Source organism: Aeribacillus sp. FSL W8-0870, from assembly GCF_037963755.1.
Taxonomy (GTDB): domain Bacteria; phylum Bacillota; class Bacilli; order Bacillales; family Aeribacillaceae; genus Aeribacillus; species Aeribacillus composti.
This window is the reverse complement of the sequence record NZ_CP150165.1, coordinates 3,995,535-4,019,394: the sequence shown is the minus strand read 5'-3', so window position 1 is coordinate 4,019,394 and position 23,860 is coordinate 3,995,535. Positions and strand designations below refer to the sequence as shown.

General features: G+C 37.6%; 23 protein-coding genes. 15 read left to right on the top strand and 8 right to left on the bottom strand.

Going from position 1 to position 23,860, the window contains the following annotated elements; translation table 11 throughout:
• Window positions 1-25 precede the first annotated feature (25 nt).
• The gene (locus tag NSU02_RS19345; protein WP_339193670.1) at window positions 26-679 is read left to right on the top strand and encodes a TetR/AcrR family transcriptional regulator; all 654 of its coding nucleotides are present in this window, start codon (window positions 26-28) and stop codon (window positions 677-679) included.
• A gap of 217 nt (window positions 680-896) precedes the next feature.
• Here the strand turns inward: NSU02_RS19345 and NSU02_RS19340 are convergent, their stop codons facing one another.
• Window positions 897-1,646, bottom strand: a complete 750-nt coding sequence (locus NSU02_RS19340) for a DeoR/GlpR family DNA-binding transcription regulator (protein WP_066251483.1) — start codon at window positions 1,644-1,646, stop codon at window positions 897-899.
• Between the two features lie 171 nt (window positions 1,647-1,817).
• On the opposite strand from NSU02_RS19340, the gene NSU02_RS19335 reads away from it, so the two are divergent.
• Window positions 1,818-2,513, top strand: a complete 696-nt coding sequence (locus tag NSU02_RS19335; protein ID WP_066251481.1) for a ribulose-phosphate 3-epimerase — start codon at window positions 1,818-1,820, stop codon at window positions 2,511-2,513.
• Between the two features lie 14 nt (window positions 2,514-2,527).
• Window positions 2,528-3,088, top strand: a complete 561-nt coding sequence (hxlB, locus tag NSU02_RS19330; protein ID WP_066251479.1) for a 6-phospho-3-hexuloisomerase — start codon at window positions 2,528-2,530, stop codon at window positions 3,086-3,088.
• Between the two features lie 211 nt (window positions 3,089-3,299).
• Here hxlB and NSU02_RS19325 read toward each other — a convergent pair whose 3' ends face one another.
• On the bottom strand, window positions 3,300-4,529 hold the full coding sequence (locus NSU02_RS19325) for an IS110 family transposase (RefSeq protein WP_027725928.1): 1,230 nt from the start codon (window positions 4,527-4,529) through the stop codon (window positions 3,300-3,302).
• A gap of 433 nt (window positions 4,530-4,962) precedes the next feature.
• On the opposite strand from NSU02_RS19325, the gene NSU02_RS19320 reads away from it, so the two are divergent.
• The 3 genes from NSU02_RS19320 to NSU02_RS19310 all read left to right on the top strand — a co-directional run bounded on the left by NSU02_RS19320 (window position 4,963) and on the right by NSU02_RS19310 (window position 8,112).
• Window positions 4,963-6,120, top strand: a complete 1,158-nt coding sequence (locus NSU02_RS19320) for a mannitol-1-phosphate 5-dehydrogenase (RefSeq protein WP_144598301.1) — start codon at window positions 4,963-4,965, stop codon at window positions 6,118-6,120.
• Between the two features lie 33 nt (window positions 6,121-6,153).
• Complete coding sequence (locus NSU02_RS19315) at window positions 6,154-6,591, top strand: PTS sugar transporter subunit IIA (protein ID WP_066251473.1); 438 nt, start codon at window positions 6,154-6,156, stop codon at window positions 6,589-6,591.
• A 102-nt stretch (window positions 6,592-6,693) separates the two neighbouring features.
• On the top strand, window positions 6,694-8,112 hold the full coding sequence (locus NSU02_RS19310; RefSeq protein ID WP_066251470.1) for a PTS mannitol transporter subunit IICB: 1,419 nt from the start codon (window positions 6,694-6,696) through the stop codon (window positions 8,110-8,112).
• A gap of 939 nt (window positions 8,113-9,051) precedes the next feature.
• Here the strand turns inward: NSU02_RS19310 and NSU02_RS19305 are convergent.
• Window positions 9,052-10,329, bottom strand: coding sequence for a cation:dicarboxylase symporter family transporter (locus NSU02_RS19305; protein ID WP_066251467.1), 1,278 nt, complete (start codon window positions 10,327-10,329; stop codon window positions 9,052-9,054).
• A gap of 283 nt (window positions 10,330-10,612) precedes the next feature.
• Here NSU02_RS19305 and NSU02_RS19300 point away from each other — a divergent pair, with 283 nt between their 5' ends.
• Together NSU02_RS19300 and NSU02_RS19295 are read left to right on the top strand one after the other, a co-directional pair.
• Window positions 10,613-11,920 carry a sensor histidine kinase gene (locus NSU02_RS19300; protein WP_082829613.1) on the top strand — a complete coding sequence of 436 codons (1,308 nt, stop codon included), beginning with the start codon at window positions 10,613-10,615 and terminating at the stop codon, window positions 11,918-11,920.
• Between the two features lie 4 nt (window positions 11,921-11,924).
• Window positions 11,925-12,854: a response regulator gene (locus tag NSU02_RS19295; protein ID WP_339193666.1), complete on the top strand. Its 930-nt coding sequence runs from the start codon at window positions 11,925-11,927 to the stop codon at window positions 12,852-12,854.
• Between the two features lie 139 nt (window positions 12,855-12,993).
• Here NSU02_RS19295 and NSU02_RS19290 read toward each other — a convergent pair whose 3' ends face one another.
• Window positions 12,994-13,404: an Rrf2 family transcriptional regulator gene (locus NSU02_RS19290; RefSeq protein WP_339193665.1), complete on the bottom strand. Its 411-nt coding sequence runs from the start codon at window positions 13,402-13,404 to the stop codon at window positions 12,994-12,996.
• 184 nt (window positions 13,405-13,588) lie between these two features.
• Between NSU02_RS19290 and NSU02_RS19285 the strand changes: the two genes are divergently transcribed.
• Window positions 13,589-14,218, top strand: a complete 630-nt coding sequence (locus tag NSU02_RS19285) for an NAD(P)-dependent oxidoreductase (protein WP_094244775.1) — start codon at window positions 13,589-13,591, stop codon at window positions 14,216-14,218.
• Window positions 14,219-14,458: 240 nt separating this feature from the next.
• Here NSU02_RS19285 and NSU02_RS19280 read toward each other — a convergent pair whose 3' ends face one another.
• The 4 genes from NSU02_RS19280 to NSU02_RS19265 all read right to left on the bottom strand — a co-directional run bounded on the left by NSU02_RS19280 (window position 14,459) and on the right by NSU02_RS19265 (window position 18,919).
• Window positions 14,459-16,381: an ABC transporter permease gene (locus NSU02_RS19280; protein ID WP_339193664.1), complete on the bottom strand. Its 1,923-nt coding sequence runs from the start codon at window positions 16,379-16,381 to the stop codon at window positions 14,459-14,461.
• The gene (locus NSU02_RS19275; protein ID WP_339193663.1) at window positions 16,371-17,132 is read right to left on the bottom strand and encodes an ABC transporter ATP-binding protein; all 762 of its coding nucleotides are present in this window, start codon (window positions 17,130-17,132) and stop codon (window positions 16,371-16,373) included. Before NSU02_RS19275 ends, NSU02_RS19280 begins: the two co-directional genes overlap by 11 nt.
• Before the next feature lie 94 nt (window positions 17,133-17,226).
• Window positions 17,227-18,231 (bottom strand): sensor histidine kinase, encoded by a 1,005-nt coding sequence (locus tag NSU02_RS19270; protein WP_063389122.1) that lies wholly within the window; start codon window positions 18,229-18,231, stop codon window positions 17,227-17,229.
• Complete coding sequence (locus tag NSU02_RS19265; RefSeq protein ID WP_339195863.1) at window positions 18,224-18,919, bottom strand: response regulator transcription factor; 696 nt, start codon at window positions 18,917-18,919, stop codon at window positions 18,224-18,226. The genes NSU02_RS19270 and NSU02_RS19265 overlap by 8 nt, the downstream gene beginning before the upstream one ends.
• 379 nt (window positions 18,920-19,298) lie before the next feature.
• Between NSU02_RS19265 and NSU02_RS19260 the strand changes: the two genes are divergently transcribed.
• The 6 genes from NSU02_RS19260 (at window position 19,299) to NSU02_RS19235 (ending at window position 23,589) form a co-directional block, all read left to right on the top strand.
• Complete coding sequence (locus NSU02_RS19260; protein WP_144598299.1) at window positions 19,299-19,496, top strand: hypothetical protein; 198 nt, start codon at window positions 19,299-19,301, stop codon at window positions 19,494-19,496.
• Between the two features lie 284 nt (window positions 19,497-19,780).
• Complete coding sequence (locus tag NSU02_RS19255) at window positions 19,781-20,134, top strand: hypothetical protein (protein WP_066251453.1); 354 nt, start codon at window positions 19,781-19,783, stop codon at window positions 20,132-20,134.
• 239 nt (window positions 20,135-20,373) lie between these two features.
• Entirely contained in the window at window positions 20,374-21,279 is a 906-nt protein-coding gene (locus NSU02_RS19250) for a carbon-nitrogen hydrolase family protein (protein ID WP_063389120.1), read from the top strand.
• A complete protein-coding gene (locus NSU02_RS19245) occupies window positions 21,245-21,913 on the top strand; it encodes a GNAT family N-acetyltransferase (protein WP_232515623.1) in 669 nt (222 codons plus the stop codon). Before NSU02_RS19250 ends, NSU02_RS19245 begins: the two co-directional genes overlap by 35 nt.
• A gap of 238 nt (window positions 21,914-22,151) precedes the next feature.
• A complete protein-coding gene (locus NSU02_RS19240; RefSeq protein WP_094244772.1) occupies window positions 22,152-22,697 on the top strand; it encodes a hypothetical protein in 546 nt (181 codons plus the stop codon).
• A gap of 442 nt (window positions 22,698-23,139) precedes the next feature.
• Complete coding sequence (locus tag NSU02_RS19235; RefSeq protein WP_063389118.1) at window positions 23,140-23,589, top strand: SgcJ/EcaC family oxidoreductase; 450 nt, start codon at window positions 23,140-23,142, stop codon at window positions 23,587-23,589.
• Window positions 23,590-23,860 lie beyond the last annotated feature (271 nt).

Genomic DNA, 23,860 nt, shown 5'->3' with positions numbered 1-23,860 from the left:
AAGAGAGAAATAAGGAGGAAAGTGTATGGACCAGAAAAATTTTATGGACGAGTTCATGAAGGCAGCGAATCAAGATTTAACGCCGAAGCAGGCAAAAATTCTTCAAGCGGCAGTCGAAATTTTCGCCGAAAAAGGGTATGCTGCGACATCCACGAGCGAAATTGCGAAAAGAGCCGGGGTAGCGGAAGGAACGATTTTTCGCCATTACAAAACAAAAAAAGATTTGCTGATATCCATCGTTTCACCGATCATTATAGAATTTGCCGTTCCCTTATTTGCTGAAAGGTTTATCAATGAAGTTTTCCAGGATCAACGACTTGATGATTTTGAAGATCTGTTAAGGAAAATCATCCGCAACCGCTATCAATTTGTCAAAAACAATGTCCCATTGTTAAAAATTTTTTTTCAGGAAATAGCGTTCCATGCAGAAATTCAAGAAAAATTTAGCGCGGTTTTTACTGAAAAAGTTTTGCCTCAGTTTATAAAAGTTGTCAACCATTTTAAACAAAATGGGCAAATAGGTGATTTTCCCACCGAGACTGTCATTCGTTTAACGATTAACGCGATCGTTGGGTTTTTCATTACCCGCTTTTTGGTCATGCCGGATTATCCATGGGATGACGAGAAAGAAATGGAATACACGGTCCAATTTATTCGAAACGGGTTAAAGGGGATTTGACGGCTTAATCAATCATCAAAGATACATGATTTTTTGCAGGATAGTCTGCCCTGAAGGAAGACTATCCTCTTTTAATTAAATTGGAATTAACCAAGCGGTCTTCGAAATTTAGCAATATGGTATATATTAGCAATACCAGCGGCTTGTTGAATCTGATTTCATTTACCCTCGTTTTTTTCTCATCAAACTGCTGATTATCAAATTTGTTAATGCATTATCAATCAACCACCACTACTTGTTGGCTTCCATATATCTTTTTAATGTTGGGACTAATATTTTCTGTTATTAAGTATGTTAAATCTTTAGTAGGACATACAATGTGATTGGAAACAGTGCTTAATTTATCAGATGTTGCCATCCCTAATATTTCAGAAGAGATGGAAGCCATTTTCCGCTTTACTAATGCTTCTGATAAGCTTGGGACGCTGATTCCTATATAAGGATCAATTTTGTAAATTCCCATGATATATAAATCTGCTCTCATATTACTTAAAGATTCGACAGTGTCTATTCCTAAATTAACCATTGATTGTTTGAATAAAGTTCCGCCGATCATAATAACATCAATATGTTGATGATTAGTCAGAGCCATAGCGATTGGCGGGCTGTTTGTAATGACGGTGGCTTTTAATGTTAAAGGTAATTGGTTTACTAGATGTAAATTAGTCGTTCCTCCATCAATTAATAAAACCATGTCTTCTTTTATAAAGGATAAAGCTTTTTTAGCTAATTTAATTTTAACTTCATTAAACATGTGCTGCCTTGTTGAAAAATCAACAACAGGAGGCCCTATCCTCAAAGCTCCGCTATGAACCCTTTTAATAAGTCCGCGGTTATCAAGCTCCTTTAAATCTCTTCGAATTGTATCCTCCGAAACTGACAGGCGTTTACTTAAATCGCTTGCAATAACTTTATGTTCTTCATTTAAAATCTGCAAGATTTTTTGTTGACGTTCTTCCTTTAGCATAGTGACTTTACTCCTTTAAGTCTTTCTTATAGTTTATCATAATTTCAACAATTGATCAAAACGCATTCGCGCAAATAATGGCACAAAAACGCAAAAACATGCTTTACTTTTCATTATATGCGTTTTATAATAAAGGAAAACATGCAAACACATGCAAATGGAGGCACAAACATGCAAAACAATAAAAAAATAACGATTGCACCTTCTATAATGTGTGCTGACTTATGTAATTTAGAAAAAAGTGTAAAAGAAATTGAGAAAGAAGGACTGGATACTTTACATATTGATATTATAGATGGACACTTTAGCCCTAGTATGCCATTGGGAATAGATACTATTAAGCAATTACGAAAAATAACTGATATGAATTTTGATGTCCACATTATGTCCAATAATAATGAATTTTTTATACAAGAGATGATCAAAATTGATGTACAACAAATATCATTTCACTATGAAACGAGCACTCATATTGATCGATACATTAACTTAATAAAAAACAATGGAATTAAAGCAGGTTTAGCACTCAACCCAGCAACTCCCCTGTCTGTCCTGGATTATATTTTGCCGCAGTGCGATACCATTTTGTTAATGTTAATCAATCCAGGCTTTGCAACTGATGAAAATGAAAAGCAAGTTTCTTATGCAATAAAAAAAGTAGAAGATTTGGCGCGATTAATAAAAGAAAAAGAATTGGATACAAATATTGAGGTTGATGGCAGAGTATCTTTAGACACAATACCAAGCTTAGTAAAAGCTGGGGCCGACATACTAGTTGCCGGGAGTACAAGCTTATTTATTCGAGACAAAAGTTTAGCTGAGAATAAAAAAGCGATGGAAAAATGCATCATAGAAGGTTTATTGTGAAAAGAGGGGAAATAATGGTTAATTACTATGATATTGTAAAGGAAATTACAAACGAACTCACCACTACTTTAAACCAAATTGATATGAATGAAGTCAATAAATTGTTAATCGAGATAAAAAAAGCAGATAAAGTATTTTTTGTCGGGGTTGGAAGAGTTCTATTATCTTTGAAAGCTATCGCTAAACGATTAGCTCATCTTGGTATTAAAACTTATATTGTCGGCCAAATCACTGAGCCTGCAATAACTGAAAAAGACTTGTTGATAGTGGGATCGGGAAGCGGAGAAACGGCTTTTCCATTAATCATTGCAAAGAAGGCAAAGCAATTTAAAGCAAAAGTTGCTCATATAGGTGCAAATCCAAATAGCTCAATGAATGAGTATTCAGATTGTTTCGTAAGGATACCAGTAGGTACAAAACTACAGCTGCCAAATGAAGTGAAATCTGTACAACCAATGACAAGCTTATTTGAACAAAGCTTATTGTTATTAGGCGACGCGTTAGCCTTAATGATGATTAGAGAGCAAAATATTGATATGTCTAGTCTTTGGCAATATCACGCGAATTTAGAGTAAAAAGTTAATAGCTTCGCTGGATTGGATATTCTTTGATAAAGAGTTTTAAGTATTGTAAAGTCCTGCGGTAATATGTCAAGGTGAAAAATCATAGAAATTGGAAATTCCCTTGTCCGATGATCCGAAAAAAGGCAATACTGAAGAAACCCAGTATTGGTACATGTAATAAACTGGGTCTAAAGGTTGATATTGGTATACCAGATCGATCCTCTTATCGATCTTCCCCCTTTCTTGGCGTGTAGATTTGACCGTTGCGTAGCAGCGCATCGATCACACGCACGAGTTTTCTAGCGGTGAGGACGAGGGCTCGTTTATGTTGGTGTTTGGGCACTTCCTCATACTTCTTCCGGTAGTACGCACGAAACGTCGCATCATGCCGTTGCACCGAGTTGGCAGCCTCCACTAGGTAGTAACGGAGATAGCGATTGCCGGAACGAATGAGGGAGGTGTCCTCGGCTTGAAAACGGCCCGATTGGTGCTTGGACCATGTCAAGCCGGCATATTTTGCCAAGGCGGCCTGGTTGTGAAACCGCTCGATTTGCCCGATTTCGGCCAGGATGCCTGCGGTATAAACCGGTCCGATGCCTGGGATGGTTTGCAGTGTGTTCGGAATGCCTTCAAGATGGCGGGTAATGGCTTTATCGAGCTCTTTGAGCTGCGATTGCAGGCTGCGGATTGATTGAATCGACAGCCCTAACAGCAAGTCGATGGAATCCTCGACACACTTGGACAACCGATACGACGAACGGGCCGCCTTTTGAATCGACTTGGCGATGCATTCCGGATCGGCAAAGCGATTGCGCCCTTTTTGGCGCAGGAAGTCGGCCAACTGCTTGACATCCATTTGGCAGATGTCATCGAGGCTCCACGACTCAAGCAGCAGTTCGAGAATGGCATGTCCGAAGATCGAACTGTCCACCTCTTGGGTAAAGGAACTGCATTTGTAAAACAAGTGCTGGAGAAAATACTGTTTCTCACGGGTTAACTGGTGGACGAGATGATATCGCATGCGTGTCAGTCGCTGAAGCGCGAGAAACTGCTCCTTGAGGACAGCCGTCATCTTCAGACGGCCGAAGCGAAGCCGATCCGCAATGATCCAAGCATCGATGTCATCCGTTTTCTCCAAGTCGACATAGGCTTCTTTAAACTTGCGAATGAGCTTTGGATTGATCGTAAACACCTTGACGTTCCAAGCCTGCAAGGCCTCCTGCTGGTGGAAAAACATAGCTGGATGCCAACTGTAGACCGAGGTGGCTTCCATCCCGATCAGAATTTCGGTTGGCTTTCGCTTGTTAGCCCACAGGAGGATTTGATCCCGAAGGAAGGTGGCGCCCAGAAGATGATTATCCACTTTGAAGCGTGCGCACGTATTTCCTTCATGATCCATAATGCAGGTGGCTAAGTCGCGTGAGCTCACGTCGATCCCGACGTAGAGTTTCATGAGATCACCTCCTATTGTTGTAGGATCGAGGGGTAGGACTCTTCGGGATGCCCCCGGATCGCGCCTGTTGACCAGTCACCCTCGCATATGAGAACTCACGTTGGACCATGGGCTGCCCTGGAAGCTGCTCCTTCCAGCATGGGGAAAACCAACGGGAACAGCCTGCGGGTTAGACGTCCAAACAGGGGCCGAGGAGACAGACTTTACAAGTAGTCAAAGCTACAGGAGTGAGAAGAGTATCCCCGATGATCCTAAGACCATTATCCAGGAACATTGCGAAAAGTCCAACCCCGGTACGCTGAACCCTTTGTGGGAGGGGCGCGCCCCTCCCACAAAGGCAACCACCCAAGATATGCGATTGTCAAGGAGCGTATCGGACTGGAAATTCGATAAAAAAACTTTCTGAAACTTAGTATACGAGGGAGATAATATTATGCTAGCGTTGCATTTTGGTGCAGGGAATATAGGGAAAGGTTTAATTGGTTACTTATTAAACAAAACTGGGTATGAAGTTTGTTTCGTGGATATAAATCAAAAAACGGTTGATAAATTTAACAATTACAATAGTTATCAGGTTGAGATATTAGATGATAATCATACGATAGAGACTATCTCTCCGGTTTCAGCATTAAACAGTGTAACACAAGAAGAAGAAGTGATCAATGCTATTGTGAATGCAGATTTAATTACAACATCTGTCGGCATCAATAACATACCTAAAATTGCTAATATATTAGCTCAAGGCCTTTTGAAAAGAGCAAAAGAAAATAAAAAGAAGATCGACATTATCGCAAATGAAAATGCAATTAACGCTTCTTCCAGTTTGAAACGTGAGATAAAGAGATATGTTTCAAATAAAGAAATGGAAAATATATGTACTTTTGTTGGCTTTCCTAATTCAGCTATTGATCGCCTAGCTTTATCAAAACATAGCGAAGGGGGTGAGAGTGTTCTTGTAGAACCGTTCTATGAATGGATCATTAACAAATCAGAAATCGTTAATGCAGATTCGCCTATTATAAAAAACGCAATCTATGTTGAAGATTTACAGCCTTATATTGAAAGAAAATTATATTTAGTGAATATGGGTCATGCGGCAACTGCTTATATTGGGTTTTTAGCAGGAGAATCTACAATACAGAGCGCTTTGAGAAATGCAAAAATTGAACATCTTGTACGGGAAACGCTAAATGAAGCTTCCCAATATATTTTAAGGAAATTTAATATGGACCCAAAAGATATGAGTGATTTTATTGAAAGAATTATAAAGCGCTTTAAAAACAAAAATATTAGCGACTCGATTTTGCGAGTAGGAAGATCGCCGATTCGCAAACTGGGCTATAATGAACGATTAATTAAACCCACTAGAGAACTTTTTGATTTAGGACTTTCAATAGAATATTTATCAGTTGCCGTTGCTGCTGCATTTTTATTCGATAACCCTGATGATGAAGAGTCTGTAATTTTGCAAAACTACATTTGTGAAAATGGGATCGAACAAGCCATTTTACATTTTACAGAGTTAGAAAATAAAACAATTAGAGAAAAAATTAAAGAAATTTATTATCAACTAAAAATACAGAAATGGTAGTGTAAATAGAATCATGAAGAAAGGTGAAACGGTGTGTTAAGTGAATATTTAAAAGGTAATATAAATTTCTTGAATAGAGTATCTTCATGGGAGGAATCTATAAGAGTTGCTTCCGATCCTTTATTAAAAAAAGGTAATATTACTCCTAAATATATTCAAGATATGATTGATAATGTCAATAAAAATGGTCCATATATAGTAATTGTTCCGGGAATTGCCATGCCGCATGCAAGAAACGAAGGAGGAGTAATCAAAACAGGCATTTCTTTTTTGAAATTACAAAACAACGTGCAGTTCCCAGAGGGAAAAGAAGTGAATATTATTATCGTCTTAGCGGCTGAAGACAATTCAAGTCATTTAGGTTTGCTATCCGACTTATCTTCTATACTAATTGATGAAGATGTTGTAAATAAGTTTAGAAATTCAAGCAATGAAGAAGAAATAATGAATGTTATTAAAATGGTAGAATAAAAAATGTTTTTTTGATTAAATTTAAAATTTAAACATCTTTTTTTTTCAAAAAAGTATAGAAATTTCTTCTATAAATATTGATATGAAGAAAGGGTGTTATACATGGAAAATGTAATTAAAGCCAAAACCCCATCTTTTCGTGCACGCATCCAAGCTGTTGGAGGATTCTTGACCAATATGGTTTTGCCGAATATTGGAGCTTTTATTGCATGGGGGTTATTAACAGCTTTGTTTATACCTTCTGGCTGGTTTCCAAATGAGAATCTTGCTAGTATAGTTGATCCGGCAATCAAGTATTTATTGCCTTTGCTTTTAGCAAGCACAGGAGGGAGAATGGTTGCCGGCCAAAGGGGCGCTGTAATGGGTACCATCGGAGCCATAGGGCTAATAGTTGGATCCGATATACCAATGTTTTTAGGCGCGATGATTATTGGTCCTTTGGGAGGCTGGCTTATAAAGAAATTTGATAAATTGATAGATGGTAAAATACCTGCAGGATTTGAAATGATTGTTAATAACTTTTCAATTGGTATTTTAGGCTTCTTTCTAATGATTTTCTCCTTTTATTTTATAGGACCGGTTATTGAAGCGGCAAATAATGTTGTTTCATCCGCTATTAAATCTCTAGTGGATACAGGGTACTTACCATTATTATCTCTTATTAATGAGCCAGCTAAAGTATTGTTTTTAAATAACGTCATTGATCAAGGAATATATTATCCTTTAGGTATGCAAGAAACGCTTGAAGCAGGAAAATCAATTTACTTTACCGTTGCGTCAAACCCAGGACCTGGTCTTGGATTATTATTAGCTTTTAGCTTTTTCGGCAAAAAGGCTGCTAAGCGGACTGCTCCGGGTGCTATAATAATTCATTTCTTCGGAGGCATTCATGAGTTATACTTCCCATATGTATTAATGAAACCATTAACAATTTTAGCAATGATTGCCGGCGGGATGTCAGGTATTACAACTTTTTATCTTTTCGATGCGGGTCTTGTAGCTGGACCTAGTCCGGGATCCATAATATCTTATTTAGCTTTAACCCCTAAAGGTAATTTCCTAGGAATCATTTCAGGTGTAATCGTAGCTGCGGTAGTATCCTTCATCGTTACTGCAATAATATTAAAGTTTGATAAAAAAACAGATGAAGAAGATTTTACAAGTTCAATCGAAAAGTCAAAAGCAATGAAATCTGAAGGGAAACAAATTTTAAATCCATCTAATGAACTGTCTAATACAAAAATAAGTAAAATTTCATTTGCTTGCGATGCAGGTGCCGGCAGCAGTGCATTAGGTGCAACCACATTTAGAAAAAGACTGCAAAAAGCAAATATTGACGGTATTGAAGTAAAACATTATAGAATAGAGGATGTTCCAGAAGACACTGACATTATCGTCGTTCATAAAGATTTATTAGAAAGAGCAAGATTATCTCATAAAAACAAAAGAATTATCACTATAGAAAATTATATAGAAGATCCTAATTTATTAAAATTAATTGATGAATTAGGGAAAAGGTAAACAAATGGTTTTGTGTAATTGGAGATTCTTTGCTTGCAAACGTTATCAACAATTTTATAGATATTAGTATTAAAAAGAAAAATAATCATTAGGAGATTAGAGATATGAAAACAGTACTCCCTTGAGATTTAACTTTTGTGGACGTGGTGTTTTTGCAAATGGCGCAAATAAGGCAATGCTCACTTTTGCAATCGCGGACGGCTCACCACGTCCACTATTCAAAATTAGATTGAACAAAGGCCCTAACTTATATAAGTTAAATAGCCTAAGATACCATAAATTTAATTTACGGTTTTTCTAATCTGAAATGAATTGAAAGCAATGGAACTCCTGATTTATCTTTTTAAAAATATGTTCAAAGTTTTTTAAGTTTCTATCTCTCTAATAAACGAAGAAGTTGTTTTATGGTAATTTTGCAAAATTAAGCGATACACCAATTATTTCAGATTCGGCTATTGTGATTTTGTGTTGAAGACAACAAGAAAATAATAAACATCCGCCCACTATAAAATTATTAATTTTCACTTTTTCAAACGTGCCTATTTCTAAGTCTTTCTATATAATACTTGAATTTGGAAACAGTTTCAAGTTTTATTTAATAATCATTATAGGTGACACCTTTTTTTCGAGTTTGAGCTGTCTGCTTATTCCTGTGAAAAATCATTCTACATGCGAAAAGCTTTTTGGGAAAGAATTGCACTTTGGAACAAACAAAGATAAAGAAATAATAGGAAATGACAGAAATGATGGAAAATACGCTCTGTTTTTTCTTAACGTTTAATTATGTAGAAAACGATCAAGATCAGAAGTATCATCTTTTACGAATGAATCTAACAAAGCTGTTGAAATCATTATCTTCAATCTATAGCAAAAGCCGGAATGGTATCATAACCACTCCGGCTTTTTGATTGCAAAGTTTTTGGAATTATATCGGTTATATTAAGCTGCGGATTGCTTATTATTTTTAAAAGAATTGATATATGAAATAGCTTTTTCAACATCGAACTGACCTTCCCATTTAGACATAACGACAGCGGCTAATGAATTTCCAATGACATTGACCACTGTTCTAGCCATATCGAGAATACGGTCAATACCTGCGATAAATGCAAGACCTTCAGGCGGGATGCCTACTGCTCCCAGCGTAGCCAACAATACAACAAATGAAACGCCTGGAACGCCTGCAATTCCTTTTGAGGTCAACATTAATACTAGCACCAATGAAATTTGATCAGCGATGGACAAATCAATGCCATACATTTGTGCTATAAACAGTGCTGCTAATGCTTGGTATAGGGTTGAACCATCTAAGTTAAAGGAATAACCTGTTGGAATGACAAATGCTGTAATGGATTTTGGGCATCCAAATTTCTCCATTTTCTCCATTATTCTTGGCATAACTGTTTCTGAGCTTGAGGTTGAATAGGCAAGGATAAGCTCTTCTTTAAGTAAACGGATGATGTGAAAAATGTTTAGACCGACTAATTTTGCAACAAATCCAAGAACGACGACAACGAAGAATAACATTGTTCCATAGCCGACAATTACTAATTTACCCAACGGCACCAATGATTCGATACCGAATTTAGACACAGTCACACCGATAAGGGCAAACACACCAAATGGTGCAAATTTCATCACTTGGTTCGTCACCCAGAACATCGTTTCAGCTGTACCTTGGAAAAAGGCAATGATCGGTTTTCCACGCTCTCCGATGGCTGTGACTCCAAGTCCGAAAAATACAGAGAAGAAAATGATCGCCAGCATATTTCCTTCAACAAATGCCTGGAAAATGTTTGGTGGAACAATGTTGACAAATGTATCAGCTATTCCGTGGCTTTCAACTGCTTCTGCCGTATCGACATAACTATGAATATCTGTTTTCTCTAATGAGCTCATATCGACGCCGGAACCAGGCTGAAAAATGTTAGCTGCTAAAAGTCCGACAATAATGGCGACAGTTGTAATAATTTCAAAATACAAAATTGTTTTTCCGCCAAGCTTTCCGAGCTTTTTTGTATCACCTACACTTGCAATACCGACAATTAAGCTGGAAATAACAATTGGAATGACGATCATTTTAATTAATCGTAAAAATATATCCCCAATTGGCTGCAAAAATTTCGCAACATCTGGGTTACCATAAAAAATAGTACCAACAACAATACCTAGTACAAGACCTATTAAAATTTGCCAAGCCAAGCTTATTCTTTTCATCATAGCACCTCTTTTCTTTTATAATTGCCTCCAAAACGAATGGATGACAAAATTGATTATCATTATCTTTTAAATGATTACTCGTCGAAATAATAAGCTATAATAATTAGTAGAGTTGTTTGCGAGAGCGCTTACGAGTTATCTCATCTAATTTAAAATTGAAACTACAAGATCAGACGATAAATCTACAAAATTCTACAAATTGATTATTTACTTCGTTTTTAAAATTCTAACTTTTATTCAATTTTTTAAGAGGAACCATTATAACAAGGTTGTGGTAATATTGAACTTGCACTCTCTTGAAAAAAAAGAACTTCAATTATTGGTTGCAATGATCATTTTGGTTCCGCTCGCTGGCGAAATTAAATTTTATCCATTTAATGAAGTTTATCGGGTGAGTTTTGGACCTCCAACATTGTTTATTTTTTTATTGTGGCTGAGAAAGGTACCAGCTGTTATATGTGGTGTTCTTGCAGGCTTATCAATTGTGACATTTCGGGTTCTTCTCGATTTGATATCCCTTACATCTGTTGATTGGATGGCTTCCATTCATACAAATTCCCCTTATTTTTTCTATTACTTCACGTATGCGCTTGTTTTTTCTGTTTTAAGAATTCACCGATTTTACAATCGACCATGGGTGATCGGCCTTTTGGGGATTGTGATAGAATTGGCAGCCGGGATTGTCGAGCTACTCGCTGAAAATATTATGATTGGAACGGTTATGACTTTAGATGCCTTTAATAAAATTATGATTATTGCCATATTCCGAAGTTTTTTTGTGATCGGTTTATTTAGTATGATAAAATTGCATGAATCTAAGCTAAGGGAAGCGGAAATTCAAAAACGCAATGAACATATGATCATGCTTGTATCGAACCTTTACGAAGAGTCGGTGCTATTAAAAAAATCCGTTCAAGATGCTGAGGAAATTACGAGGCAATCTTACAACCTGTATCAAAAATTGCAGGAGATCAGGAAAGGGAAGAAAAGGCTGTCGCTGGAGGAGCTTTCACGGCATGCCTTGAGGATTGCCGGCGAGGTTCATGAGATCAAAAAAGATAATCAACGCATTTTGTCTGGACTTTCAAAAGTAATTTCAGAAGAAAGCTCCCTTGATTATTTAGATGTCCGATCACTTTTATCAATCATTGTTCGAACACATGAGAAGTATGCTGAGCTGTTGGGGAAAAACATTGAATTCAGTATTGCATATAATGGGTCACATCCTGAGTATCATGTGTATACGTTTATTTCCATTGTGAATAACCTTGTCGCTAACGCAGTGGAGGCCATCAAAGGAACTGGCAGCATTGAGATTGCAGTGGAGCGGGAAAATGATTGGCTCCAAATACGCGTTCATGATGATGGTCCCGGAATTCCCGATCAATATAAAGATATTATTTTTAAACCAGGATTCACCTTGAAATTCGACAGCACGGGCAATTCATCAACAGGTATTGGGCTTTCATATGTGAAAGAATTGGCAGAAAAGCTTAACGGGGAAGTAATGATTGCGCATCAGGAAGATAGCAAAGGGGCAACATTTATCGTTCGTCTGCCAATTGGAAATTTAACCCAAAAAAGGTGATTTTATGAGGTTTTTTATAATAGATGACGATGAGTCAATTCGTACTATGCTATGGCATATCATTGAAGACGAGGAACTTGGTGAGGTCGTCGGCGAAGCAGCAGACGGTGCTGATGTTAGCGGTGAATTTTTAAATTTGAAGAAAGTCGATATTTTATTAGTTGACCTGTTAATGCCCGTTCAGGACGGCATTGAAACGATTAAGAAAATCAAGCCGATTTTTAAAGGAAAAATTGTTATGATATCGCAGGTGGAATCAAAGGATATGATCGGCCAAGCTTATGAATACGGAATCGAAAACTATATAACGAAGCCGATTAATAAAATTGAAGTATTGTCAATCTTAAAGAAGGTGATGGGTCATATACGTTTGGAAAAAACCATTCAGGATATCCATCACTCTTTATATAGTGTTATGAACGTTGATCATCTTCTAAAGCAAAATGTAAATCCTTATAAAGAAAATTCTCTTTCTGCCAGTGCACGATTCCTCCTTTCAGAACTAGGCATTGCCGGAGAAAGCGGCAGTAAAGATCTCATTGAAATCATGCAGTTTTTATATGATTACGAACAAGAGAAAACATTTGCCGGCGGATTTCCTTCATTAAAGGAGATATTTAGAAATATTGCGTTGAAGAAGCTTGGAGAAGCAGCCAGTGAAGAGGAGCTGAAAAGGGAAATTAAAGCGTCTGAACAACGTGTGCGGAGGGCGATCTATCATTCCTTGAACAACTTAGCGTCACTTGGGCTCACAGACTTCATCCATCCAAAGTTTGAAAATTACTCATCCAAATTTTTTGATTTCACTGCTGTTCGTCAAAAAATGGAGGAATTAAAAGCCGATCGGCCTGCAGCTGCATCGTCTATACGAATCAATACGAAAAAATTTATCCATGCTTTTTATTTTGAAATCAAGCACTTGATGGAGGAATAAAATCGATTTCAAAGATTCCCTGCATGCGTGCAAACTTATGAAAGTAAAAATGAATCATTCACCTTATTCAAAACAGCGAAACGGTCATAAGTGCCGAAAAAGAGGAAATAACTACAGCTTCATTTTTTATGGGCCATTCTTATTGTAAGAAATGGCCCATTACGTCTTTTAGGGATTGGCTGGCCAGCTCGTCTTCCATCGCTTTTTGAACGCGCGTAAATGTGCTGTCCAGGGCGGATTGAATGTTTTTTCCAACGGGACAATTGGGGTTCGGATTTTCGTGAATGGCGAATAATTCGTCTTTCGGTTCGACCGCTTTAAAAATATCCAAAAGTGTTATGTCTTCAGGGTTTTTTGTTAATTTTGCTCCGGTTCTGCCGGCATGGGGAGTTAATAGTCCCGCTTTCTTGAGCATGCTTGTAATTCGCCGGATCACCACAGGATTCGTGTTGACGCTTTTGGCAATAAATTCTGAAGACATATGCTCAAGGGGATTTGATGCTATTAAGATCATAATATGAATCGCCACTGCTAAACGGCTGTTAATCATAAGTTTCCACCACCATTTGTCACTATTTTAGTGACAAATTTGAAATTTTGTCAAACAGGTTGGCAGGCAATGATTTCCGGATGAAAGCTTCAATCAATAAGTTGACAGAGATTTATATTTGTAACTATAATAGTTACATATAATTTGTAACTGAATTAGTTACATAAAGGGAGAGAAATTGTTTATGAAAATTGCCGTTATTGGTGCAACGGGAAAAGCAGGAAGTTTAATAGTAAAGGAAGCAAAGGAACGAGGACATGATGTTACGGCTATTGTCCGCAATGCTTCTAAAGTGACTGATGTACCAGCTGTTGAAAAGGATATTTTCGATATTACATCAGAGGATATAAAAGATTTTGATGTTGTTGTAAATGCATTTGGCACTGCACCTGGTGAAGAGCATAAACATGTGGAGGCAGGAAAAGTATTAATCAATGCCTTGAAAGGAGCGCCTAATACGCGGCTTATTGTTGTAGGCGGAGCGGGCAGCCTGTTTGTCGATGAAGCGAAAACAACCCGCCTCTTTGACACACCGGATTTTCCGAAAGAATATTTGCCGGTAGCGAAAAGCTCAGCTCAAAATTTGCAAGATCTTGAAAACTCTGAAGGGATTCAATGGACTTATATTAGCCCAGCTGCATTTTTTGATCCGCAAGGTCCGCGCACAGGTGAATATAAAGTTTCAGGCGATGTGCTTGCTGTCAACTCTGAAGGTCAAAGCTACATCAGTTATAGAGACTATGCGATAGCACTTGTAGATGAAATTGAAAACCGTAAGCACATTAATAAACGTTTTTCCGTCGTATCCAAATAAAAGCTTGATTGCCGAGCGGTGCAGATTTTCTTATTTTTTTACGGCTTGAGATTTGGGAGGATTTCGGGGGTTATTCATATAATGAAATATAAGCCTCAGACACCCTGTGGGGAGCTGAGGCTTATATTTTTCTATAAAGTTGAACAAACTACCCGTTTTTCACACGGGCGGTTTTTTTAAAAATAAAGAGGGGGTTCCCAAAAGTCAACTTATACTGACTTTTTGGACAGTTCCTTAATATTAAAGAGCCGCTTTTATTACTTTTTTATAATAAAGTACGGAGAGAAAGCCGAAAATCGAATACAAAGCTGTATATAGCAGCATGACGAGAATCATTGGCGTCCAGAGCTCTGTGCCGAATAAAAACCATCCTGATTGAACGGCAAAGTAGCTGTGGAAAAGTCCGATGATCAAAGGAATCCCAAAATTAAAAGCTTGTTTGGCTTGAACTCCTTTGAGCAAGTCGCCTTGTGTGAAGCCGAGTTTTCTTAAAATGGTATAATTTAGCTTTTCATCTTCGCTCTCATCCATTTGTTTGAAATAAAGAATGCAGCCGGATGTAATCAGAAAAGTTAAACCTAAAAAGCCGACAATAAACATGCTGAGCCCCATAGATCGTTTTTGATTGCTGCTCATGGCGAGCCGTGAATCATGATTGCCGCTAAACGTCATTTTTTGAAAGATTTCATCAGCTTCCTGTATTTTAGCTTCATCTTGAATATCAATTCCTATATGAACAGACGGTTTCATGTCCATGTCCTTTTGTAAACGGTCAAATATCGTTGCGTCGACAATGGCAACAGGCAGGCCGCCGCTTGTGAAAAAATAGGAAATGTAGTATTCCTTTTGTAAACCTAAATATTTTTGCGGTATGACTTCGTGCCGGCCTTTTAATTCGATTTGACCGGAACTTTTCAGCGGCATAAACTTCTGCATCATATCGTTATACCCTGCAAAAAGAGTTTCATCTGGAGACAGATTGATCTTTTCTACATCGTCGTCACTAATGATTGGGAGAGGCATGGATGCCGGGTCAACTTTCAATTCCTTCAGCTTTGTATCTAATATTTTTTCCATATTGATGTTTGCGTGGATCACATCAATCATTTTTTCACTGTATGGAATGTGATGCGCATGTAATGCTTCTTTAAAATGCTTTGCATCTTCCGCATTCGTCAGAGCAAAATCGGCGGCGACATAATTTTCAGCGGATTTTTCCGATGAATAGTAGGAAATATAACTTAAAGATAACAATCCGATGGCAAGAGCAGAGACGGTTGTAATGATCGTTAATAATAAAGCATTTGACTTCATTCGGAACATAATCGATGAAAGAGATAGTACCTCATGAATATTTAAATAACCATCCTTCTTTTTTCTAATGAGATAAAAAATAAAGCTGACAGACCCTTTATAAAATAAATAGGTTCCGATAATGACAGATCCTAGTATAAAGATCATCGCAAGGAATAGCTCATTCATCGTAGTAAAATCGCCGCCAAATAACTTAGACGAAATATAGTAGCCTATAATGATGAAGAATATGCCGAGAATCCCGATAATCATTTCCAACAGGGATACTTTTTTTACTTCTGTAGTGGAAGCAACTTTAAATAAAGATAAAATGTTCTGCTTTTTAATAAATACGTAATTCAACAGCATGATACAAAGATAAATCGCACTAAAAACGATCACTGTTTGGATCAAAGCATTAGGTGAAAAAGTAAGCGTTGCAATGGCATTGACACCGGTAATTTTAAACAAAATCATAATGAATAATTTGGAGCTGGCAAATCCAATAAAGACTCCAATGAATAATGAGCTGAAATAAATGATAAAATTCTCAGCCGTAAGAATGCGGAATATTTTCCCTTTTGTCATGCCGATTAATTGAAGCAAGCCAATTTCTTTACTGCGCCGTTTAATGAAGATGTTATTGGCATACAAGAGAAAGACAGTCACAATGACAATCAATAATACGGATGCTGTTCGAATGGCAGCAGCCCCTTTAATCGACCCTTTTGTTGCATCCATTGACGGATCATATTGCAATGTGACAAACGCGAAATAAAGGGCTACTGTAAACATTAAGGCAAATACATATAAATAGTAGTTTTTCAGATTTTTTTTCAAATTACGGAATATCAGCTGCTTAACGTTCATGTTGCACCCCGCCTAATACCCCTTGGGTTTTCATAATATGTTGGAAGAACGTTTGTCTTGTTTCTTCCCCTCTATTTAATTGGGTATAAATTTGCCCGTCTTTTATGAAAATGACCCTGCTTGAGAAACTGGCTGCGACCGGATCGTGGGTGACCATGACAATGGTGGCTTTTCGTTTTTGATTTAATTCTTGCAGCTTGTTTAACAGATCAGATGCCGATTTTGAATCAAGGGCGCCTGTTGGCTCGTCGGCAAAGATAATGCTCGGCTCGTGAATAAATGCCCTTGCTGCTGAAGTGCGCTGTTTTTGGCCGCCGGAAATTTCGTTTGGATATTTATCCTTTATTTCATAAATGCCCAGTTCTGTTGCCAGTTCATTGAATTTTTGTTCCGCTTCTTTTTTTGCTGTTTTTGTAATGGATAAAGGCAGCAGGACGTTTTCCTTCACTGTCAGTGTATCGAGCAAATTGTATTCTTGAAAGATGAATCCTAAATGTCTTTTGCGGAATTCCGCCAGCTGTTTTTCTTTCATGCCGACAATGTCTGTTCCTTCTATTTTGATCGTTCCTTGGCTGACTTGATCAATTGAGGATAGAACATTGAGCAATGTCGTTTTCCCTGAGCCGGATGGCCCCATGATGCTGACGAATTCTCCCTTTTCTACACGAATGTCCAATCCCTTTAACACTTCTTGTTTATTAAATTTGTTTCCATAGCTTTTGTAAATTTTTGTTGCCTCTAAAATATACATATCGCGTCCCTCCTTGATATTTTTATCATAATCGTCCTTCTTGTATTTTTCCTTCGATTCAGCGAACAAAATGAAAAAGCATGTGACAAAATTGTCACATGCTTGTAATGCGGACAAATTCATTTTTCTTTGGAAAGGTTAAGGTAACAGTCGTTCCTTCTCCAAGCTTTGACTCTACTTTAATATCTATCAGCAATGTTTCGGCGGCTTTTTTCGCCAAGTATAATCCCATGCCTGTTGAGGCATTGTCCTGATGTGCGGTCGTGGATGTGAAGCCTTTGTCAAAAATGCGCGGCAGATCCTTCGGGTCAATGCCACGGCCAAAATCCTTCACTTTGATCATTGTTTGATCATTTTGCCGATAGCTTTGAATGATGATATCGGATGAATCGCTGTATTTTACCGCATTTGTTAACAGCTGTCTCATGATAAAGGCGAGCCATTTCGCATCGCTTAGCACTTCGGCAGCCTCTAGCTCGACCTCAAACCCAATTCCTTTTTGCATACACCATGATTGCAAAGCTTTTATCTCTTTGAAAATGAGTGGTTCCAGTGCAACATTTTCAATATATAAATCATTTTCCATGAAAGGAATCCGTTTTTGATGAAGCTGCTGGTCAAGCAGCAGATGAATGCGCAGCCATTCATATGTCAATTGTGCTTTGATAACTTCATCATCTAATCGTTCAATGATTAAATGCATCGCTGTCAGCGGTGTTTTAACTTCATGAATCCATGACAGCAATTCATCTTTTTCCTGCTCGAGCGCAATTCGATTTTGCGAAGCCTCTTGTTTCAAAAGCTTCGTTTGGTTTATTATCCGCTGTTCAATCATTTTTTCAAAAGGGCTTTCAGCATTCGCTATACTTGTTAAATCAAGGCTGTTTTCCCATCCTTCCAAGCTTTTATAAAACTTTGTTTCTTTATTGTAGCGGATGATGACAAAAATGAAAAAAATAATCATCAATAAAAAGACAATATAGAGAACGGACTTTAATGAAATGGTTGAATCAAGATAAGAAATAAAAAGGATAAACAGCTGCATGAATAAAAAGAGAAGGATCCAGCTCTTTCTTTCAATAATATATTTTTTAATCATATACGGCTGCCTCTTCCTTTGCCATGTAGCCTTGGCCGACTTTCGTTTCAATAAAGCGTCCCAACCCGAGCTCATCCAATTTTTTTCGCAAACGATTGACATTGACCGTTAATGTATTATCGCTGACAAAGCGCTCATCCTCCCACAGGCTTTTGATTAATTCTGTCCGGCTGACGATTTTGTTTTTCTTCTCAAGCAAATGCTTTAATATCAATAGTTCATTTTTAGTTAGTTCAATTGTTCCTTTATCATTTGTGACCGTATTGTTCTCATAATCGACCGTCGCCCCGCACCATGCCTTCAGCTTTATTCGTTCTGTATTATAGTTGTATACTCGGCGGAGAATTGCTTGTATTTTTGCGATAAGCACCTCGAAATGAAACGGCTTTTGTATAAAATCATCCGCTCCAAGCTGCATTGACATCACCATATCGGTCGGGTGATCCCGCGATGATAAAAAAATAATCGGAACGTTGGAATGGGAGCGGATCATTCGGCACCAATGAAATCCATCAAACTTTGGCAGCTGAATATCAATGATGACCAAATCAGGCTTGATGGCTGTAAATTCTTCAATCACTTTTCCAAAGTCAGTAATGCCGTATACATCATAAGACCATTGTAATAACCGTTCTTTTATTTCATGAAACAGGGTGGTGTCATCTTCAATGAGCAAAATTTTAAACAATGCTTTCACCACACTTTTTTCACTTATGTTTGTTAGACTTTCCCGCTGTCCTATATTGTGCATGATTGAGCGGATAGCGGTGTTTTTTTGCGATTTTTCTATAATTGATTGTATAAATCATTTTCCGGCTTTCTGAAGATTGCTGTTCCCGAGGGAAAAAAATGATCTTTGCCCTTATTATAATTGATTTTACAAGGTAATTGAAACGGTTTAATGTTGCGATGAGCCGTTTTTCAACTCGTTTAAGAGTTTTAAAGGTTTATTAAAGGCGGATGTGAGGTCAGAATACTTCTTGTTAAATTTTGTTTTTATATTAAAAATATTCCAGTTTATACCGATATAAAAAATGGAAATTTTATAAAATATGGAGGAGGTTATTATGAAAAAAATTGTCGGAGTTATTTTTACGCTGGCTGTTCTATCATTTTCGTTCGTATTTGCATTCTTTCCTGCAAAAACTTCAGCTGTATCCGCACCACCATTAACGGATTTACAGATAATTGGTATTACGTCGGATGGAAACGATAATGAATGGGAAATCATTTCACAAATCAATTGTCGGCAATCACTCCTTTAAAAGGGAGAAACATAAGAATTGCCATTTATGTTGAAGGTACTGAGCGTCCAGGCTTTCTTAGAATATATAATGGTGGAAGGGATATTACTTCTCAAACTCGTAAACCTTTAGCGGATGAACCTTTATCAGGATCTGACAAAATTGTGTATGGGTGGATCAAATATTATGAAATACCTATGAGGCTATTGACTACAGAATCGATCAGCATTTCAGCGTTAGATTATTTTTCAAATAAAACACTTTATGATCACATAAATTTTACAATTGTTAGGGAGTGATCTTATATGAATATTACTGAAACTCAATATTTTGCTGCTTATACGCAATTGACGCTTGTAGCTCCGTTCAAAAAACATTTGGAAACAGGCAGCCCTTATGGCAACGAGACAAGAGAAGAATACAACAGCAAAATGGATTTTTATGAATTTATGGACGCAATAAAGGAAGGGAAAATTGTAAATGAAGATTTAGCCAGAGAAACGTCTCATTTCCATAATAAAATTTTGGATGATAAGATGAGGTATGGTGGAGATCCATTTTTCAATGCAGAAGTAGCAAAAATTATTCAAAAAGCATTTAAACTCGGTTTAGTCGGAAAAAACGAAGAACTTATTGCCAAATACGAGCAAAGCATTTAAAAATGGAATAAAACAAGCCGCTTGAACGCCAAATCACCGGCAGTCAAACGGCTTGTTTTCGTTTTGTCTGTTAATTTTGAGTGAATTATTTCACTTCTAAATAAATAGTTCAAGTATTCTCTTTTGTTCCAGCAAAATGCTTTACACAAAATCAAATTAAATTAAAATAAACTGGTTTTATGTTATACTTTGTTCAGTAATAAGCGGGGAACAGATTATGATGAAGGGAAAGAGGCTACATGAAAATACGTGTATCTGCTGTTCAATATCATCTTCATTCCATCGGGAGCTTTGAAGATTTTGCAAACCAAGTAACGCATTATGTGAAAACCGCAGAAGAGTTTGACGCTGATTTTGTTCTTTTTCCTGAATTTTTTACGACTCAATTGCTGTCCATTCCGAATCAAAAGCAGACGATTCAAAATTTACCTCATTATACGGACCGATATTATTCACTATTTACATCGCTTGCTAAAGAAACGGGCATGCATATTATTGGAGGCACTCATATTATCGAAAAAGAGGGACGATTGTATAATACAGCCCATTTATTTTATCCCGATGGCCGGATAGCTGAACAAGCGAAGCTTCACTTGACGCCGACGGAAGTGAAAGAATGGCATCTGACTCCCGGAGAAACGGTTCAAATATTTGAGACCGAAAAAGGAAAAATTGCCATGTTGACTTGTTATGATATCGAATTTCCAGAAATCGTTCGAATTGTACGAGGAATGGGAGCTGACGTTGTGTTCTGTCCGTCTTGTACAGATGACCGCCACGGATTTCAACGAGTGCGGTATACAAGCCACGCCAGAACGATTGAAAATCAAATCTATGTGGTGACAACAGGGACAGTAGGTTCGCTTCCTACCGTTGATTTTATGAGGGCAAATTTTGGCCAGGCAGCGGTCATTACTCCGAACGACATCCCATTTCCGAAAAACGGGATCTTGATGGAGGGGGAAATAAACCACGATATGATTATTACGGCGGATCTTGATTTATCTCTCTTATACAAAGTGAGAGAAAACGGATCTGTCACCACTTGGAGAGACCGCCGCTTTGATTTGTATCCTGATTTAAGTGTTCATGGACGAAAGGGGAATGGAGATGAGCCGTTACAGAAAGAGATTTTATCTGAATAATCAAGGTCGCAATGTCGAAGTGGTGATAAGGAATTATAATGAAGCAGATTTTGATGAATTAATTGAAATTCAAAAGGAAAGCTTTCCGCCGCCTTTTCCATCAGAACTTTGGTGGAATAAAGAGCAATTAACGAATCACGTGACATTGTTTCAGGAAGGCGCTTTATGTGTTGAGGTAGAAGGAACGTTAGCAGGATCGATGACATCTTTAATCGTGAATTTTGATCCCGCCCATCCTGATCATACTTGGGAAGAGATAACGGACAACGGCTATATCCGTAACCATGATCCGAATGGCAACACTTTATATGTTGTGGATATTTGCATCCGTCCGTCCCACAGAAAGCTGGATTTAGGAAAATGGCTTATGCAATCAATGTACGAAGTAGTTGTCCATAAAGGATTGGATCGCTTGCTCGGCGGCGGCAGAATGCCGGGATATTATAAATATGCGGATGAGATGTCAGCTGAACAATATGTCGATGCTGTCGTCAGCGGAGATTTAAAAGACCCGGTTATTTCATTTCTCCTCCGTTGCGGACGGACGCCTCTTGGAATTGTGGCTAATTATTTGGAGGATGAGGAATCCCGTAACTATGCTGTTCTAATGGAATGGAAAAATCCGTTTAAATAAGTAATTGAAAAAAGCTGCTTGAACGCCAATTATTGGTGATACAGCGGCTTTTTTTTCATGCTCGCTCTCTGCTAATATTTTAAACTTGCTTTCACATGGAATATGAGCCAGTTTCCATATCAAACTTCGGCTTTTTGGATCTGTACCTCCGATATGATCGTTCGGTATTTACATATTGCAGTCACTTTTGCCTAAGGTAAAATCAAACATAAATAAGGCATGAATGGGGCGATAAATAGTGGATGAACGAACGAGGCATTATTTTGCGGAATTGCAGTCAAGTGATAAAAATGCGCAGTACGAAGCGTACAGCAGCATTATGAAGATCACTGAAGAAGAAGTCGATTGGGCGTATGAAGTATGGGATCAGCTGAAGGAAGAGCTGACAAGTAAAGACCCTCATAAGCGCTCGCGTGCTGCTCAGTTTTTAAGCCGATTAGCGATCAGCGATCCCGAACAGCGAATGTTGGAGGATTTTCCTCAAGTTTGGGAAGTAACCTATGATAAAAAGTTTGTAACTGCCAGACATAGTTTGCAGGCTATTTGGAGGATTGGTTTAGCTGGGGAAAAGCAAAAAGAGATGGTTATCCGTCATTTGGCAGCTCGGTTTGACAACTGTGTTGACGAAAAACATGCGACACTTATTCGGTTCGATATTATTCAAGGGCTGCGAAACTTGTATGATAAAGTGCAGGATGAAGCGATCAAGCAGCTTGCCTTCGATTTAATTGAAAAGGAAGAAGATCCGAAATATCAAAAAAAATATGCAGCAGTATGGAAATAGAAAAAAAGAGCCGTCAGTAGCAACACTCCCAGTAAATGAATGGCAATATGATTGAAAGAATGATTGTTTGCTGATTATGTAGTGGCTTTAGAGGATCGGAAGGTATTTGCAGACTGTCTCAGGCATTCATCTCCAACAGATTAATTGAAGAACAAACATATTCTTACAATAACAGAAGGAAAAATAATGCCCTTTTAAAGTGATTGCACATCAAATAAATGTCGTTTGAAGTGAAAAAAGAAGAAAATTTTCATTTTGAAGTATTATACGCTGTCAAGCTTCTATAAAAAATGCTTTTGATCATTCGTCTCAGCGTTTCAAAGCAGAGGTTTCAAAAGAAAAAACTGCACGTAAATATTAAATCGGCAACATTTTATAAAAAATAATTTTTCAGTTGATTGGCTATCATAGAACAAAGAATTACATTTCGGAGTGATAAACGATGGAAAATTCTCAAATAAATGAAGTTCAAGAGCTGTACCAGCAACTAATCAATGCGTGGAACAATCGAACTGCTAGCGGAATGACGGATCTGTTTACTAAGGATGGCGAAAGCATTGGTTTCGATGGCAGTCAGTCGATTGGACGCGATGAAATATTCGCACATCTCCAGTCCGTCTTTGAACACCACCAGACAGCTAAATTTGTCAGCAAAGTGAAAAATGTCCGGTTTCTAGCTCCTGATATCGCTATTTTACGAGCGATTGCCGGTATGGTTCCTCACGGCCAGTCCGATTTAAATCCTGATGTGAACACTCATCATACACTTGTTGCAGTGAAAACGGAAGGAATTTGGCGTATTCAACTTTTTCAAAATACTCCAGCCCAGTTTCATGGCAGACCTGAATTGGTTGAACAAATGACCGAAGAGTTAAGACAGCTGCTTAAATAATCCATGTCCTGTTCAGGGGAATGGTGAAATATACTTTCATGCAAAAAGAAGATTAGGAAAATCCTAAATCTTCTTTTTTGATGTGTGCGAATAAAACGCTTCACATTTTCATAACGAAAAAATCATTTTTATATAATCATCGTTGATATCAAATTTGTTATTAATGACTTTTTGTTGCTGTAAGCCTTTGTGATATTTGGACAAGTATTCTTTGATACCTATTAGTGGCATTTGTTTTAAATAAAAAGCGGGCAAATCGGAAAATGCTTTT